The sequence below is a fragment of the Dechloromonas sp. H13 genome (genome assembly GCF_009469615.1).
Taxonomy (GTDB): Bacteria; Pseudomonadota; Gammaproteobacteria; order Burkholderiales; family Rhodocyclaceae; genus Azonexus.
The window spans coordinates 171719-186213 of sequence record NZ_SSXX01000002.1; the positions used below are offsets into that span (position 1 = coordinate 171719).

At 63.3% G+C, this 14495-nt stretch carries 19 protein-coding genes; 4 read left to right on the top strand and 15 right to left on the bottom strand.

Features of this window, described 5'->3' with window-relative positions:
- Window positions 1-58 precede the first annotated feature (58 nt).
- Window positions 59-769, bottom strand: a complete 711-nt coding sequence (locus GH660_RS05300) for a ComF family protein (protein ID WP_153145583.1) — start codon at window positions 767-769, stop codon at window positions 59-61.
- 83 nt (window positions 770-852) lie between these two features.
- Between GH660_RS05300 and bioB the strand changes: the two genes are divergently transcribed.
- Window positions 853-1836, top strand: coding sequence for a biotin synthase BioB (gene bioB / locus GH660_RS05305; protein ID WP_153145585.1), 984 nt, complete (start codon window positions 853-855; stop codon window positions 1834-1836).
- Entirely contained in the window at window positions 1833-2711 is an 879-nt protein-coding gene (locus GH660_RS05310; protein WP_153145587.1) for a methyltransferase domain-containing protein, read from the top strand. The genes bioB and GH660_RS05310 overlap by 4 nt, the downstream gene beginning before the upstream one ends.
- A 3-nt stretch (window positions 2712-2714) precedes the next feature.
- On the opposite strand, the gene GH660_RS05315 is transcribed toward GH660_RS05310, so the two are convergent.
- The 4 genes from GH660_RS05315 to GH660_RS05330 form a co-directional block, all read right to left on the bottom strand.
- On the bottom strand, window positions 2715-3380 hold the full coding sequence (locus GH660_RS05315; RefSeq protein ID WP_153145589.1) for a sulfite oxidase heme-binding subunit YedZ: 666 nt from the start codon (window positions 3378-3380) through the stop codon (window positions 2715-2717).
- Window positions 3381-3383: 3 nt separating this feature from the next.
- Window positions 3384-4337, bottom strand: coding sequence for a protein-methionine-sulfoxide reductase catalytic subunit MsrP (gene msrP / locus GH660_RS05320; RefSeq protein WP_153145591.1), 954 nt, complete (start codon window positions 4335-4337; stop codon window positions 3384-3386).
- A 249-nt stretch (window positions 4338-4586) separates the two neighbouring features.
- Window positions 4587-5021, bottom strand: a complete 435-nt coding sequence (locus GH660_RS05325; protein WP_153145592.1) for a CBS domain-containing protein — start codon at window positions 5019-5021, stop codon at window positions 4587-4589.
- Window positions 5022-5145: 124 nt separating this feature from the next.
- Window positions 5146-5781 carry a cytochrome c gene (locus GH660_RS05330; protein ID WP_153145594.1) on the bottom strand — a complete coding sequence of 212 codons (636 nt, stop codon included), beginning with the start codon at window positions 5779-5781 and terminating at the stop codon, window positions 5146-5148.
- Window positions 5782-5888: 107 nt separating this feature from the next.
- Between GH660_RS05330 and yihA the strand changes: the two genes are divergently transcribed.
- Window positions 5889-6551 (top strand): ribosome biogenesis GTP-binding protein YihA/YsxC, encoded by a 663-nt coding sequence (gene yihA / locus GH660_RS05335; protein WP_153145597.1) that lies wholly within the window; start codon window positions 5889-5891, stop codon window positions 6549-6551.
- A gap of 132 nt (window positions 6552-6683) precedes the next feature.
- Window positions 6684-7685: a porphobilinogen synthase gene (hemB, locus tag GH660_RS05340; protein ID WP_153145598.1), complete on the top strand. Its 1002-nt coding sequence runs from the start codon at window positions 6684-6686 to the stop codon at window positions 7683-7685.
- A 36-nt stretch (window positions 7686-7721) separates the two neighbouring features.
- On the opposite strand, the gene slmA is transcribed toward hemB, so the two are convergent.
- The 10 genes from slmA to GH660_RS05390 form a co-directional block, all read right to left on the bottom strand.
- Window positions 7722-8333, bottom strand: coding sequence for a nucleoid occlusion factor SlmA (gene slmA / locus GH660_RS05345; protein ID WP_153145601.1), 612 nt, complete (start codon window positions 8331-8333; stop codon window positions 7722-7724).
- Window positions 8334-8376: 43 nt separating this feature from the next.
- Window positions 8377-9021 (bottom strand): pyrimidine 5'-nucleotidase, encoded by a 645-nt coding sequence (locus GH660_RS05350; protein WP_153145603.1) that lies wholly within the window; start codon window positions 9019-9021, stop codon window positions 8377-8379.
- Complete coding sequence (argB, locus tag GH660_RS05355) at window positions 9021-9908, bottom strand: acetylglutamate kinase (RefSeq protein ID WP_153145605.1); 888 nt, start codon at window positions 9906-9908, stop codon at window positions 9021-9023. The genes GH660_RS05350 and argB overlap by 1 nt, the downstream gene beginning before the upstream one ends.
- A gap of 85 nt (window positions 9909-9993) precedes the next feature.
- The gene (locus tag GH660_RS05360; RefSeq protein WP_153145607.1) at window positions 9994-10410 is read right to left on the bottom strand and encodes an Hsp20/alpha crystallin family protein; all 417 of its coding nucleotides are present in this window, start codon (window positions 10408-10410) and stop codon (window positions 9994-9996) included.
- Window positions 10411-10526: 116 nt separating this feature from the next.
- A complete protein-coding gene (nudB, locus tag GH660_RS05365; protein ID WP_153145608.1) occupies window positions 10527-10991 on the bottom strand; it encodes a dihydroneopterin triphosphate diphosphatase in 465 nt (154 codons plus the stop codon).
- Window positions 10988-11416 carry a barstar family protein gene (locus tag GH660_RS05370; RefSeq protein ID WP_153145610.1) on the bottom strand — a complete coding sequence of 143 codons (429 nt, stop codon included), beginning with the start codon at window positions 11414-11416 and terminating at the stop codon, window positions 10988-10990. The genes nudB and GH660_RS05370 overlap by 4 nt, the downstream gene beginning before the upstream one ends.
- Before the next feature lie 3 nt (window positions 11417-11419).
- A complete protein-coding gene (locus GH660_RS05375) occupies window positions 11420-11776 on the bottom strand; it encodes a ribonuclease domain-containing protein (protein ID WP_153145612.1) in 357 nt (118 codons plus the stop codon).
- 6 nt (window positions 11777-11782) lie between these two features.
- A complete protein-coding gene (gene aspS, locus GH660_RS05380; protein ID WP_153145614.1) occupies window positions 11783-13582 on the bottom strand; it encodes an aspartate--tRNA ligase in 1800 nt (599 codons plus the stop codon).
- A gap of 17 nt (window positions 13583-13599) precedes the next feature.
- The gene (locus GH660_RS05385; protein ID WP_228276409.1) at window positions 13600-14214 is read right to left on the bottom strand and encodes a DUF502 domain-containing protein; all 615 of its coding nucleotides are present in this window, start codon (window positions 14212-14214) and stop codon (window positions 13600-13602) included.
- On the bottom strand, window positions 14214-14477 hold the full coding sequence (locus GH660_RS05390) for an FmdB family zinc ribbon protein (RefSeq protein ID WP_153145616.1): 264 nt from the start codon (window positions 14475-14477) through the stop codon (window positions 14214-14216). Before GH660_RS05390 ends, GH660_RS05385 begins: the two co-directional genes overlap by 1 nt.
- Window positions 14478-14495 lie beyond the last annotated feature (18 nt).

Consider the following 14495-nt stretch of genomic DNA (forward strand, 5'->3'; position numbering starts at 1 on the left):
GGGATTGGTTGAAAGGGTTGAGCCGGGGGTGGTGCTTGGTTTCGCCGAGCCCGGTGAGTCAGTGACGCAAGGCGCGTGCGGCGATCGCCAGCGTAACCTCGGCGGCGCCGTGCATTTTAAGTATGCGGGCGCATTCCCGTAGAGTCGAGCCGCTGGTCATGACATCATCTACCAGCAGGACTCGCCGGCCGCCAAGGTCGGCGCTGCATTCAAAGGCGCCGCGCACGTTTCGTGGGCGCTCCTTGAGCGGCAGGGCGGCCTGCGGCGACGTGGCCCGGATTCGGGTCAGATGGTCTACGCTGATCGGGATGTTGCGCAGCCGGCTGATTGTTCTGGCGATCTCGACTGCCTGGTTGAAGCCACGGCTCGCCAGGCGCGATGGATGGAGCGGGAGCGGCAGCAGCAGGTCGTGCTCGGTGGCGACGATTTTCTCGCTCAGCCCCTGGCCGAACCAGTTGGCCAGGGGCAGTTGGTGGCCATACTTGAGTGCCTGGATCAGGCGGTCGACCGGGAACTCGTAGCGAAACAGGGCGATGGTGCGGTTGAAGGCCGGCGGGTCTTTGAGGCAGGCGCCGCAGCGTTCGCCCAGCGTTGTTTCGACGCCGCATTGGGGGCACGTCGCATCGGGAGGTATGGGCAGGTCGGTCTCGCATTCCGCGCAGAGGAGGGCGCCTGAACTGTCGGCGGCGCATAGCAGACAGGTGCCGGGCAGGATGCGTTCGGCGATCCGGTTCAGGGCATGGCGCAGCGACTGAGGTAAAATTGACATCGTTACAGGCCTACTCGATAATTCATAATTATCTGTATGCTTCGTCTTTGATTTTTCTGTATTTTTCTCAAGCAAGGCCTCTCATGCAAGCTAGCTCTCTCGCCGCGGTTTCCCCTGTTTCCCAGTCCGTTCCGGCTCGCCGGTGGACGGTCGACGAAGTGCTCGCGCTTTACGAGATGCCGTTGATGGATTTGCTCTGGCGTGCGCAGGGCGTGCACCGCGCGCATTTCGATCCGAACGCCATTCAACGCTCGACCCTGCTTTCGGTCAAGACCGGCGGGTGTTCCGAGGACTGCAGTTACTGCTCGCAGTCGGCCCGTTACGATACCGATCTCGAGCGTGAGCGCCTGATGCCGCTCGACGAAGTCGTCGCCGCCGCCAAGGTGGCCAAGGAGAAGGGCGCCTCGCGGTTCTGCATGGGAGCAGCGTGGAAGGGCCCGAAGGACAACGATCTCGACCGCGTGCTCGAGATGGTGCGCGAGGTCAAGGCGCTCGGTATGCAGACCTGCGTGACGCTCGGCATGCTCAAGGAAGGTCAGGCGGAAAAACTCAAGGATGCCGGTCTCGACTATTACAACCACAACCTCGATACCGACAAGGAGTTCTACGGCCAGGTCATCAGGACCCATACTCATGACGACCGTCTCGATACCCTCGATCAGGTCCGCGATGCCGGGATCAACGTCTGCTCGGGCGGCATCATCGGCATGGGCGAGTCGCGCAAGAACCGCGCGGCGCTGATCGTGCAGCTCGCCAACCTGCCTCAGGCGCCGGAGTCGGTGCCGATCAACAACCTGGTGCCGATCCCCGGCACGCCGCTGGCCGACAAGCCGCGGCTCGACCCGTTCGAGTTCGTGCGCACCATCGCCGCCGCCCGCATCACGATGCCGACTTCCTGGGTTCGCCTGTCGGCCGGCCGCCAGGAAATGAGCGACGAATTGCAGGCCCTGTGTTTCCTCGCTGGCGCCAACTCGATGTTCTACGGCGATCATCTGCTGACCACCGGCAACCCGGATGTCGACCGCGACGATGCCCTGTTCGCGCGGCTTGGCGTCAAGGCGGTTTGAGCGACGGTTTTGTCGACCGCCGGCAGGTCGGCCGGCGCTTTTCACGCGTTGCGGCAAGTTATGATCGGGCGGACTTTTTCGCGCGGGAGATCGATCGCCGGATGCAGGAGCGGCTTGACTACGTAAAGGTCGAGCCTGGGCGCATTCTCGATCTTGGCTGTAGCCGGGGGGGCAGTTTCGCTGGCCTGGCGGCGCGTTACCCGGCGGCCGAACTGCTCGGCATCGATATTTCCCCGGCCATGTTGCAGGCGGGGCTCCCGGTACGCCCGGGCTGGCAGCGCTGGCTCAACCTGGGGCGTCAGAACGGGGTGCAGCGCTTGGCGGGCGATGCAGCGAAATTGCCCCTCAATTCGCAGTCGACCGCAGTCGTCTGGTCCAACCTGCTGCTGCACTGGTTGGACGACCCGCTACCGGCGCTGGCCGAGGTGTATCGCGTGCTGGAGGTCGGCGGCCTGCTGATGTTCTCGACGCTGGGGCCCGATTCCCTGAAAGAGTTGCGCTCGGCATTTGCCGACGGCTATGCCCACACCCAGCGCTTCATCGACATGCATGACCTGGGCGACATGCTGGTCGCCTGCGGCTTTGCCGACCCCGTGATGGACATGGAAGTGCTGACGCTGACCTACGACAGTTTCGACGAGATGCTCGGCGAACTGCGTGCCGCCGGTTCCGGCTGCGCCATGAAGGCGCGGCGCCACGGGTTGACCGGGCGCCAGGCCTGGGCTGGCGCGCGCGACGCTTACGAGCGCCTGCGCAGCAACGGAAAATTGCCGGCGACCTTCGAGGTCGTCTACGGCCACGCCTGGAAGGCGGCGCCGAAGCAGACTGCCGACGGGCGCGCCATCATCCGCTTCGATGCGCCACGCCGGAAGTAACCGCTAATCCGGCTTTTGCCTGAAGAACTTGAGCGGCTTGGCGCTCTGGAACTGCGGTACCGGGACCGCCTTGCGCTGCCGCTCGCGCACCCGCCAGCCAAGCAGGAAGGCGAGGGCGACCGAATAGGCCAGCGGCCAGAGCAGGGCGGTCGCCTTGACCAGCCAGAAATAATGCACGCAGGCGAGAATGCCGATCAGGTAGACATTGCGATGCAGTTCCTGCCACTTGCGTCCGCCCAGCTTGCGGATGGCCCACTGGTTGGAGGTCGCGGCGAGCGGAATCAGCAGCAAAAAGGCCGCGAAGCCGACGGTGACGAAGGGGCGCTTGAGAATGTCCCTGGCAATGGCGTCGACCGCAAAGGAGTGGTCGAAGCCGATGAAGGACAGGAAGTGGAGCGTCGCGTAAAAGAACGTGAACAGGCCGAGCATGCGCCGCAGGCGGAGCAGCCAGTGCCATTGCGTGTAGTGGCGTAGCGGCGTGATGCAGAGCGTCAGCAACAACAGGTTGAAGGTCCAGGTGCCGGTCCAGCGCTGGACGAATTCGACCGGGTTGGGGCCGAAATCGCCGGTGTGGGCTGCCCATAGCAAACGAGCGAACGGCAGCAGGGTGATGACGAAGAGTCCGGCCTTGATTGCGGCGATGGGTGGCGTTGGTTTCGGAGTGTTCATCGTTCAGAAATTCTTGCGGAGATCCATGCCGGCATAAAGTCCGGCCACTTGGTCGCCATAACCGTTGAATGGCTGGGTCTTGCGTCTGAAGAATTCGCCCAGGCGGCGTTCATGGCTCTGGCTCCAGCGCTTGTGTGGCACGTCCGGGTTGACGTTGGAATAGAAGCCGTATTCGTCGGGGGCGGCCTTGGTCCACACCGTGGGTGGCTGCTTTTCGACAAAACGCACCTTGACGATCGACTTTGCCCCCTTGAAGCCATATTTCCAGGGAACGACCACGCGCAACGGGGCGCCGTTCTGCTTCGGCATGTGTTCACCGTACATCCCCAGGCCGAGCAGGGCCAGCGGATGCATCGCCTCGTCGAGGCGCAGGGCTTCGATGTAAGGCCAATCGAGAAACGGGAAGCGAACATAGGGCATTTGTTCGGGGTCGGCCAGGCTCCAGAATTCGACGAATTTCGCATTGCCGGTAACTTCGCAGCGCTTGATCAACTCGGTGAGCGGGATGCCGACCCAAGGAATCACGGCACTCCAGCCTTCGACGCAGCGCATCCGGTAGATGCGCTCCTCAAGCGGCGCCCATTTCAGGATGTCCTCGATGGCGAAGGTCTTTGGCCTCCTGATCTCACCTTCGACACTGATCGTCCATGGCCGCGTGCGCAGGCGGTGAGCGTTGCGGGCCGGGCTGTCCTTGTCGGGGCCGAATTCGTAGAAATTGCCGTACTCAGTCACCGAGGTGTAGGGCGTCGGTTTTTCGTCGACCGCCGAAAACGGGCCTGGAGTGACGGTATCGAAGCGCACGCGTTCGACTGGTGCGCCATGGCTTTCGCCAAGCAGCCCGAAGCTGGCGGCACCGATGCCGACCGAGAGACTGCGCAGGAAGCTGCGGCGCGCGCCATAGACCTCGGGTGGTGTGATTTCGGACGGAAGGGGGTCAGGTCGGTGCAGTATCAGCATGGTGTCGCCTCTCGCGTTTCATTTGCCCATTAGTCGCGCGAGGGGCCGGGAAACTTACAGTCGCATAGCCGGTGCGTGGATTGGCCGGTAGCCTGAGCGCGCCATGGCGAAGCTCAGACAGCCTCGCTGCGGGACGGTTCTGGTCGGTCGCCGGAAACCGGTCAAAACCTGCCGGAGCAAGGCAAAAAAATCGCCCGGCTATGCGCGGGCGATTGTGGTTTGGCCGCGGAGGGAATCCACCACACGGCATCAGCCGGCGATATAGCGTTCCAGTTGGGAGATGAGGAACTGCTGGCTGCTGATGGTTTCCTTGACCAGGTCGCCAATCGAGATGATGCCGACCACGCTGCCATCCTCGTCCGACAGCACCGGCAGATGGCGGAAATGCTTTTCGGTCATCAGGGCCATGCATTCGTCGAGCGTGGTGCTGGGCGTCACGTAGGCGACCTTGTCGCTCATGATTTCGCTGACCAGGGTTTCCTTCGAACTCTTGCCGTGCAGGATGATCTTGCGCGCGTAATCGCGTTCCGAAAAAATTCCGACCAACTGTTCGCCATCGAGCACCATCAGCGCGCCAACGTTATGCTGGGCCATCAAGGTCAGGGCATGAAAGACGGAGTCGTTGGGCGATACGACGGCGAGCGGCCGATGCTTGCCGGCCAGCATTTGCTTCAGCGTTTTCATGTTTGGTCTCCTCGGCGAGGTTGAACGTTATTCTCAGCGCAGTCTAGCCGGCAGCGGCGCGGATGCCAAGAGTGGAAAAAAGAAAAGGCAGCCGCAGCTGCCTTTTCCCGGGGAATTCGCCCAATCAGCGCAGACCGGCAGCGTATTCCGCCACTGCCTTGATTTCGACATCCGACATCTTGGCGGCGATCATCCGCATCATCTTTTCCGGGTCGTTGGCGCGCTCCTCGACACGGAAGGCCTTCAACTGCGCTTCGGTGTATTCGGGGAACTGGCCGGCCAAGCGCGGGTACTGGGCGGGCAGGCCGGCACCGGCCGGGCCATGGCAGCCGGCGCAGGCCGGGATGCCCTTGCGGAAGTCGCCCTGACGCCAGATCTTCTGGCCGAGGGCAATCTTCGACTCGTCCTTGGCGACGGCAGGCTTCAGCGTCTGGCTGGCGAACCAGGCAGCCACATTGCGCATGTCTTCGTCGGAAAGCGGGGCCGCCATGCCGCCCATGATGGCGTTGACGCGCGCCGCCGGTTTGCCGTCGGCGGCCTTGAAATCCTTCAGTTGCTTGTAGATGTAATCTGCGCCTTGCTGGGCGAGATGCGGGTTGGCCGCCGCTGCGCTGTTGCCGTCGGCACCATGGCAGGCAACGCAGACGGTTTCTGCGATGGCCTTGCCCTTGGCGGGGTCTGCCTTGGCCTTGGCTTCTTCAGCCGCGTGGGACATGAAGCTGGTGGCAAGAAGGATTGCGATTGCCGCTGTACGGATCATTTTCGAACTCCTAGTGCGCGTTTATGGGCGCTTTGGCCGGAACGGAAGTTACAAACCTGCTATTCTATATCAATTCTTCGCCGCCTAGGCGGCTCTCGAGAGTTTTTATGCCTTTGTTCCAGCAGGCGACTTTTCTTACGACGGTCGCCCATCTTCGCGACCTGCCGAGCGATGCGGTCCGCGAGGTTGCCTTCGCCGGTCGCTCCAACGCCGGCAAGTCCTCCGCCATCAACACCCTGGCCGGGCGGACGCGCCTGGCCTACGTCAGCAAAACGCCCGGCCGCACCCAGCATCTCAATTACTTCACGCTGGCCGAAGGCAGGTATTTCGTCGATCTGCCCGGCTACGGCTATGCCAAGGCGCCGGAAGAAATCCGCTCGCAGTGGGAAGGGCTGATCGGCCCCTATCTCAGCAAGCGTGAGCAACTGGCTGGACTGGTCGTGATCATGGACATCCGGCGCCCGCTGACCGATCTCGACCTGCGCCTGATCGACTGGTTCCGGCCGACCGGCCGCCCTATCCACGTCCTGTTGTCCAAGGCCGACAAGCTGAGTCGCCAGGAGCAGACCAAGGTCCTGCGCTCGGTGAAGGCGGAGCTGGCGACCTGGGGCGATGCCGAGTTGTACTCGGTGCAGCTTTTTTCCAGTCTCAAGAAGACGGGCGTCGACGAGGCCGAAGGCGTGCTGGCCGGCTGGCTGGGCATCGAGAGAAAGCCGTCGGAAAACAAAAGACCCCCGGATAAGGGGGGTCCGGGGGCCAAAATGCCTTAACGTGGTCAAGGCGCCCGCTCAGGGAGGTGAAGCGGGAGACAGCGCGTGCCATCTGCTGAGTCTGACGTGGGTCAATGCGAAAAGTTCCGCGCTGAACAAAAATCTGCAATTTGAATGGTTTGAGGTCGAAAGATGAGTGCTACCGGGCGTTTTCCTGCCACCCGCATGCGCCGGATGCGGCGCGATGATTTTTCCCGTCGGCTGATGCGCGAGTCGGTGCTTACGGTCGACGACTTCATTTATCCCGTTTTCGTCCTCGAAGGCGAGGGGCGAGTCGAGCCCGTGGCGTCGATGCCGGGCGTCGAGCGACAGTCGCTCGACGTGCTGCTGAAGACCGCCGAGCGTGCGGCCAAGCTGGGAGTCCCGGCGCTGGCACTGTTCCCGGTGGTCGACGCATCGCTCAAGTCATTGGGGGCGGAAGAGGCATACAACAGCCACGGCCTGGTGCCACGCGTGGTTCGCGCCCTGAAGCGCGAGTTCCCGGAGCTGGGCGTGATCACCGACGTCGCCCTCGATCCCTATACCAGCCACGGGCAGGATGGCCTGATCGACGAAACGGGTTATGTGCTCAACGACGAAACGCTGGACGTCCTGGCCAAACAGGCGTTGTGCCACGCCGAGGCGGGCGCCGACGTCGTCGCGCCGTCGGACATGATGGACGGCCGCATCGGCCGCATCCGCAGCGAACTGAACGCGGCCGGCCAGATCTACACGCGGATCCTCGCCTATTCCGCCAAGTACGCGTCCGCCTTCTACGGCCCGTTCCGCGATGCGGTCGGTTCGGCCGGCAACCTCGGCAAGGGCAACAAATACACCTACCAGATGGACCCGGCGAATACCGACGAGGCGCTGAAGGAGGTCGCCCTGGATCTGGAGGAGGGCGCCGACATGGTCATGGTCAAGCCCGGCATGCCTTATCTGGACATCGTCCGCCGCGTCAAGGACGAGTTCAAGGTGCCGACCTATGCTTACCAGGTGAGCGGCGAGTACGCGATGCTGAAGGCGGCCGCGCAGAACGGCTGGTTGAACGAGGAGGCCTGCGTGCTCGAAAGCCTCCTCGCCTTCAAGCGGGCCGGAGCGGACGGCATCCTGACCTACTTCGCGCTGGACGCGGCGGCGTACCTGAAGCGCTGAGCCGACCCGCGGCGATGCGAGCCGCCCGGCCCGGTTTCAGGCGGCTGCGGTCGCGCCCGATTGCGACAGGCAGGCGAAATACAGCATCGGCCACTGCTGCGGCCATTGCGCGAGCGGTTCGCGGGCGAAGCCGCTGCGCGCGTATTGTTCCCAGCGGCCGACGACGTAGCAGCGCAACAGGTTGGCGAGGGCGCCGAAGTCGGCATCCGGCTTGAGGTTTTCCTGCGTCGCGGCAATGCGCAAGGCCTGTTTCAGCGCCGCCTCGATCTTGTCGAGCAGGGCGTTGATGCGCACCTGCAGGCGTTCGTGTTCATTGACCAGGGCGTCGCCGATCAGGACGCGCGTCATGCCGCGGTTCTTTTGCGCAAAACGCAACAGGAGGCCGAGGATCAGTTCGACCTGCCTGATTCCCTGCGCTTCTTCCGAAGTGATCTGGTTGATGACGCTGAACAGGCTCTGCTCGATGAATTCGATCAAGCCCTCGAACATCTGGGCCTTGCTGGCGAAGTGGCGATAGAGCGCAGCCTCCGAGCATTCCAGTTTGCCGGCAAGGGCGGCGGTGGTGATTTTTTCCCCTTTCGGGACTTCGAGCATCTGCGCCAGCGTTTGCAGGATCTGCAGGCGCCGCTCGCCGGGCTTGCTGGCCATGGTCTTCTCTCCCTCCGTTATGGTTTTGATTTTTGCCCGAAAATTATAGTCGACCGCAGCGCTCGGGAAGTTGCAGCACCGAGCGGATTTTGACATCGACGCTGGGCGATTGGCGATAGCTGGTACTTACCCACACCGTCGCCATGCCGAGCTTCTTGGCGGCGATCAGGTTGGGAAGGCTGTCCTCGACCATGATGCAGCGATGCGGGTCGAGGCGTTCGGCGCGCAGCAGGGTACGAAAGCCGGCAGGCATCGGCTTGGGCTGGTAGCGGACATTCTCGACGGAATAGACGGCGTCGAAGCAGGCGCCGAGCCCAGTGATGTCGAGGATGGCCTCGGCGTAATGGCGGGGGGCGTTGGAAAAGATGAGTTTGCGCCCCGGCAGGCGGCGCAGTGCATGGATGACCGGGCGCTCGAAGACGACCATGCGCTCCAGATCTGGAAAGCGGTGGGTTTCCCGCAGGAAGTGGTCGGCGTCGGTGCCGTGGTGGCGCATCAGGCCCAGCAGCGTGGCGCCGTAGCGGACCCAGTAGTCCTGGCGGATGCGCGTGGCTTCGTGGCGGTCGACACCCAGATGCCGCTCGATGTAGTCGCGCATCGAGCGGTTGATGTGGGGAAAGATGTGGGGCGTCGCGTGGTGTAGGGTATTGTCGAGGTCGAACAGCCAGACCTTCCCCTGGCAACGCATCAGTGCGACTTGATCATCGTGCCGACGCCGTGGTCGGTCAGGATTTCCAGCAGCAGCGCGTGCTCGACGCGCCCGTCGATGATATGCACGCCCTTGACGCCGTTGCGCGCCGCATCGAGCGCCGAGCCGATCTTCGGCAGCATGCCGCCGGACAGCGTGCCGTCCTCGACCATCTCGTCGATCTGCTTGGGGGTGATGCCGGTGATCAGATTGCCGGCCTTGTCGAGCACGCCCGGGGTATTGGTCAGCAGCACCAGCTTTTCCGCCTTCAGCACTTCGGCGATCTTGCCGGCGACGACGTCGGCGTTGATGTTGTAGGTTTCGCCATCCTTGCCGACGCCGATCGGCGCGATGACCGGGATGAAGGCGCCCTTGTCGAGGTGGTCGATGAGCGACGGGTCGATCTGGGTGATCTGGCCGACCTGGCCAACATCGATGAGGTCGCCCGGGTTGTCCTTGTCCTCCAGCATCAGCTTCTTGGCGCGAATGAAGTTGCCGTCCTTGCCGGTCAGGCCGACGGCCTTGCCGCCATGCTGGTTGATCAGGTTGACGATGTCCTTGTTGACCTGGCCGCCGAGCACCATCTCGACCACTTCCATGGTTTCGGCATCGGTCACGCGCATGCCCTGGACGAACTCGCCCTTCTTGCCGACGCGGGCCAGCAGGTTCTCGATCTGCGGGCCGCCGCCGTGGACGACGACAATGTTGAAGCCGACCAGTTCCAGCAGGACGACGTCGCGCGCGAAGCAGTTCTTCAGGTGCTCGTCGGTCATCGCGTTGCCGCCGTATTTGACGACGATGGTCTTGCCGTGGAAGCGCTTGATGTAGGGCAGGGCTTCGGCCAGGACGGCGGCCTTGATGCCGGGGGAGAGGTTGTCGAGACTCATGGCAGGCTCCGGGTGTGATCGCCGCGGATTGTACAAAGAAAAAGGCCGGAACGGGGTCCGGCCTTGGCGTCTTGGGTGATGACGATCATTCGACGGTGAGGCGCTTGTTCGGGCTGGCGGCGCGCTTGGGCAGCGTCAGTTCGAGGACGCCTTCGTTGAATTTGGCGACCGCCTTGCCATCGTCGATTTCCTGGCCTAGTTGGAACGAGCGCGAAACCTTGCCGAAATAGCGTTCGGAGCGCAGGACGCGTTCGCCTTCCTTGATTTCCTTTTCCTGCTTGATTTCGCCGTTGATCGATACCTGGTTGCCGTCGACGACGACGTGGATGTCTTCCTTCTTGACGCCGGGCAGTTCGGCGTGGACGAGATAGTTGTCGCCCTGTTCCTTGACATCCATTTTTATGGAGGGGGCTTGTTGCTGGGTGCCGTTGAAATCGACCGGCCGGACAAAAAAGCCACGGAACAGGTCGTCGAGGGGGTCGAAGCGGGTGATGTTTGCCATGGTGGTCTCCTTTGTGGTTCAGGTGTTGCTGAGACCAATATAGGGGGCGTCGTCGCGGTTTCAAGTGCGTCGGGCGACGCGCCGGAAGCCGGTGGCGGGTTCGGGCGTTCCGGCTTTCAGAAACGACCCTGCCGAGGCATGGCCAGGCGCTGCGGCAACTGAAGGATGGCGTCGCGGTTGCTCCAGGAGAAGCAGCGGGCGGCTGCCTGCTCCCAGGGCAGCCACAGCCAGTCGCGATGTTCGCCGGGGGCGATGGCGATCGGGCACTTGTCGGGCAGTTGCAGGCCGAAGACGTGCTCGGTGTTCCGGGTGACTCCCGGCGCATAGCGATGCCGCCATTCCTCGAAAATTTCGAAGGTGTTGGTGAGTTGCCAGTCGACCGGCTGGTGGCGCATGGTGTCGATGCCCGTTTCTTCGGCCACTTCGCGGCAGGCGGTGGCGATCAGCGCCTCGTCGGCCTCGCGGCTGCCGGTGACCGACTGCCAGAACCCGGGATGGGCGGCGCGCTCGAGCAGCAGGACGTCGAGCGCCGGCGTGTAGATGACGACGAGGACCGAGATTGGCTGCTTGTAGCCGGTCATGCCGCGGGCAGCGGTCGAATGCCCGTGACCGGCTCGTCGAACAGTATCCAGAGCGGCTTACCGGCCTGGCGTCGCTCGTCGGCGGCGGTCTCCAGGACCTCGAGCAGGGTGGCGAAGCCCGCCGGATCGGCCGCGCGCAGGTGGTCGCCGCCGCTGATGCTGAGCAGGTGACCGGTGCCGGGCATGATTTCGGGGTCGGTCAGGCAGTCGCGCAGGGCATCGAAATTTGCGCCGTACCACTCGGGAAACTGCAGGGTCTTGCCGATCTCATGAAGCACCGAGCCGGACTTCTGTCCCGGCGCGATCGCCATGTGCCATTGCCGGAGCCGGCCACGCTTGGCGGCCAGCCCGATTGCGTCGCGCATGCTCGCCGGAACGTGGTAAACGCCGGCTCGTTGGGCATTGGCCAGAAGCTTCTCGCTCATGGGCTATTCCCGAATGCGCCGGAAGGAGCGGTAATGGTCATCGGTGTAGTAGAACTCGTCGTAGCTTCCGGCGATGATACGCCGAGCGCCGCGGTTGCGGCTGCCCGGGGTTGGCACGGTGTATTCGCGATAGTAGCCACGCTGGCGCAACGGCAGGCGCTTCTCGTAGTTGCCGAAGACGATGCCGTCGCGGTTGTAGGGAAACGGTCCGCCATGCTTGATCAGGACCAGCGTCTGTTGCGCCTCACGCGGCAAATCGGCCAGTAAAACCCAGTCGACCGCAGCATTCTCGCGCGCCAGTCCCAGCGCGCCACCGATCGCCAGCCAGGTGACGATCAGGAGGCGCAGCCAGATTTTCATGTCAGCTTAGGCCGTGCCGACTTCGACCTGGGTCTCGACCTTCTGGCGCAGGCGGACGTGCAGTTCGCGCAGCTGCTTCTCGTCGACTGCCGACGGCGCGTCGGTCAGCAGGCACTGGGCGCGCTGGGTCTTGGGGAAGGCGATCACGTCACGGATCGACTCGGCACCGGTCATCATGGTGACGATGCGGTCGAGGCCAAAGGCCAGGCCGCCGTGCGGCGGGGCGCCGTACTTGAGCGCGTCGAGCAGGAAGCCGAACTTGGCCTGCTGTTCTTCCGGACCGATGTTGAGCGCGACGAAGACCTTTTCCTGCACGTCGGCGCGGTGGATACGCACCGAACCGCCGCCCAGTTCCCAGCCATTCAGTGCCAGGTCGTAGGCCTTGGCCAGGCACTTGCCCGGATCGCTCGTCAGCAGGTCGAGATGCTCGTCCTTCGGGCTGGTGAAGGGGTGGTGGCAGGCGGTCCAGCGCTTCGATTCGTCGTCGTACTCGAACATCGGGAAGTCGATGACCCACAGCGGCGCCCACTTGGCGCCGGTGACGAAACCTTTCTCGTGGCCGATCTTGATGCGCAGCGCGCCGAGGGCGTCGCTGACGATCTTGGCCTTGTCGGCGCCGAAGAAGATCAGGTCGCCGGACTGGGCGCCGGTGCGTTCGAGCACGGTGCGCAGCGAGGCTTCGGAGAGGTTCTTGACGATCGGCGACTGCAGGCCGGTTTCGTTGACCTGGGTGACGTCGTTGACCTTGATGTAGGCCAGGCCCTTGGCGCCGTAGATGCCGACGAACTTGGTGTATTCGTCGATCTCGCCGCGGGTCAGCGAAGCGCCGCCCGGAATGCGCATGGCGGCGATGCGGCCGCCTTCGCTGTTGGCGATGTTGGCGAAGACCTTGAAGGCGACATCCTTGAAGGCGTCGGCGACGTCGACCAGTTCGAGGGTGACGCGCAGGTCCGGCTTGTCCGAACCGAAACGACGCATGGCTTCGGCGTAGGTCATGCGCGGGAATTCCGGCAGGTCGACGTCGATCGCTTCCTTGAACACGGTGCGGATCAGCTTTTCCATCAGCGCGGTGATCTCGGCCTCGCTCATGAACGAGGTCTCGATATCGACCTGGGTGAATTCCGGCTGGCGGTCGGCGCGCAGATCTTCGTCGCGGAAGCACTTGGTGATCTGGTAGTAGCGGTCGAAGCCGGCGACCATCAGCAGTTGCTTGAACAGCTGCGGCGATTGCGGCAGCGCGAAAAACTGGCCCGGATGGACGCGCGACGGCACCAGGTAGTCGCGGGCGCCTTCCGGGGTCGACTTGGTCAGCATCGGCGTTTCGACGTCGATGAAGCCGTTGTCGTCGAGGAAGCGGCGGAAGGCGCGGGCGGTCTTGTAGCGCAGCATCAGGTTATTCTGCATCTGCGGCCGGCGCAGGTCGATGACGCGGTGGGTCAGGCGGACGTTTTCGGTCAGATTCTCGTCGTCGAGCTGGAATGGCGGCGTGACCGACGGGTTCAGGACCTCGATTTCGTGGCAGAGTACCTCGATCTCGCCGGAGGCCAGGTTGGCGTTGGTCGTGCCGGCCGGGCGCGGACGAACCTTGCCGGTGATCTTCAGGCAGAACTCGTTGCGAACCGATTCGGCGATGGCAAAGGTTGCTGCACGATCGGGGTCGCAGACGACCTGGGCCAGTCCTTCGCGGTCGCGCAGGTCGATGAAGATGACGCCGCCATGGTCGCGGCGGCGGTGGGCCCAGCCGCACAGGGTGACGATCTGCCCGTCGAGGGCGGCATTGAGTTGTCCGCAATAATGGGTACGCATGAAGCTATCCGGTTGTTTCAAGTGTTGGTAATGACGCGGGTATGCGGCGGCGGGGCCACGACACCCATCGAGATAATGTATTTGAGGGCTTCGTCGACCGTCATGTCGAGTTCGACGACATCGCGCCTGGGCATCATCAGGAAGAAGCCGGAGGTCGGGTTGGGGGTGGTCGGCACGTAAACGCTGACATAGTCGCCGTCGAGATGATTGACCACGTCGCCGCCGGGCTTGCCAGTCAGGAAGGCGATGGTCCAGCTGCCCTCGCGCGGATACTGCACGAGCAGGGCCTTGCGGAAGGCGTTGCCGCTCGACGAAAAAAGCGTGTCCGAGACCTGCTTGACGCTGTTATAGACGGAGTTGACTACCGGAATGCGCGCCAGGAGCATTTCCCACCAGACGACGAGTTTCTGGCCGATGAAGTTGGCGGCCAGCAGGCCGGTCAGCAGGATCATGACCAGCGTCAGCAGCGCACCGGCGCCTGGAATGGCGATGCCGAACAGCGTTTGCGGATGAACGGCTTCGGGTAGCAGGCGCAGCGACTGGTCCAGCGTGCTGACAATGAACGAGAGTACCCAGCCGGTGATGACCAGCGGTACCCAGATCAATAGTCCGGTAATGAAATAGCGTTTGATCAGCTGGCCGCGCACGGAGTGCATGCTCCCGATCCGCCTTGGCAAGGCGGGGCGCTTTCGGTTTTCGGCGCGGGTTTGCCGCCGCCCTTGAAGTCGGTGGCGTACCAGCCATTACCCTTGAGCTGGAAACCGGCGGCGGAGAGCAGCTTGTTGTAGCTTTCGCTGCCGCATTCGGGGCAGGTCGTGAGCTGCGGGTCGCTCATCTTTTGCAGATGTTCTTTCTGGGAGCCGCAGGAGTCACAGCGATATTCGTAAATCGGCATGAGAATCCTCCAAAACCT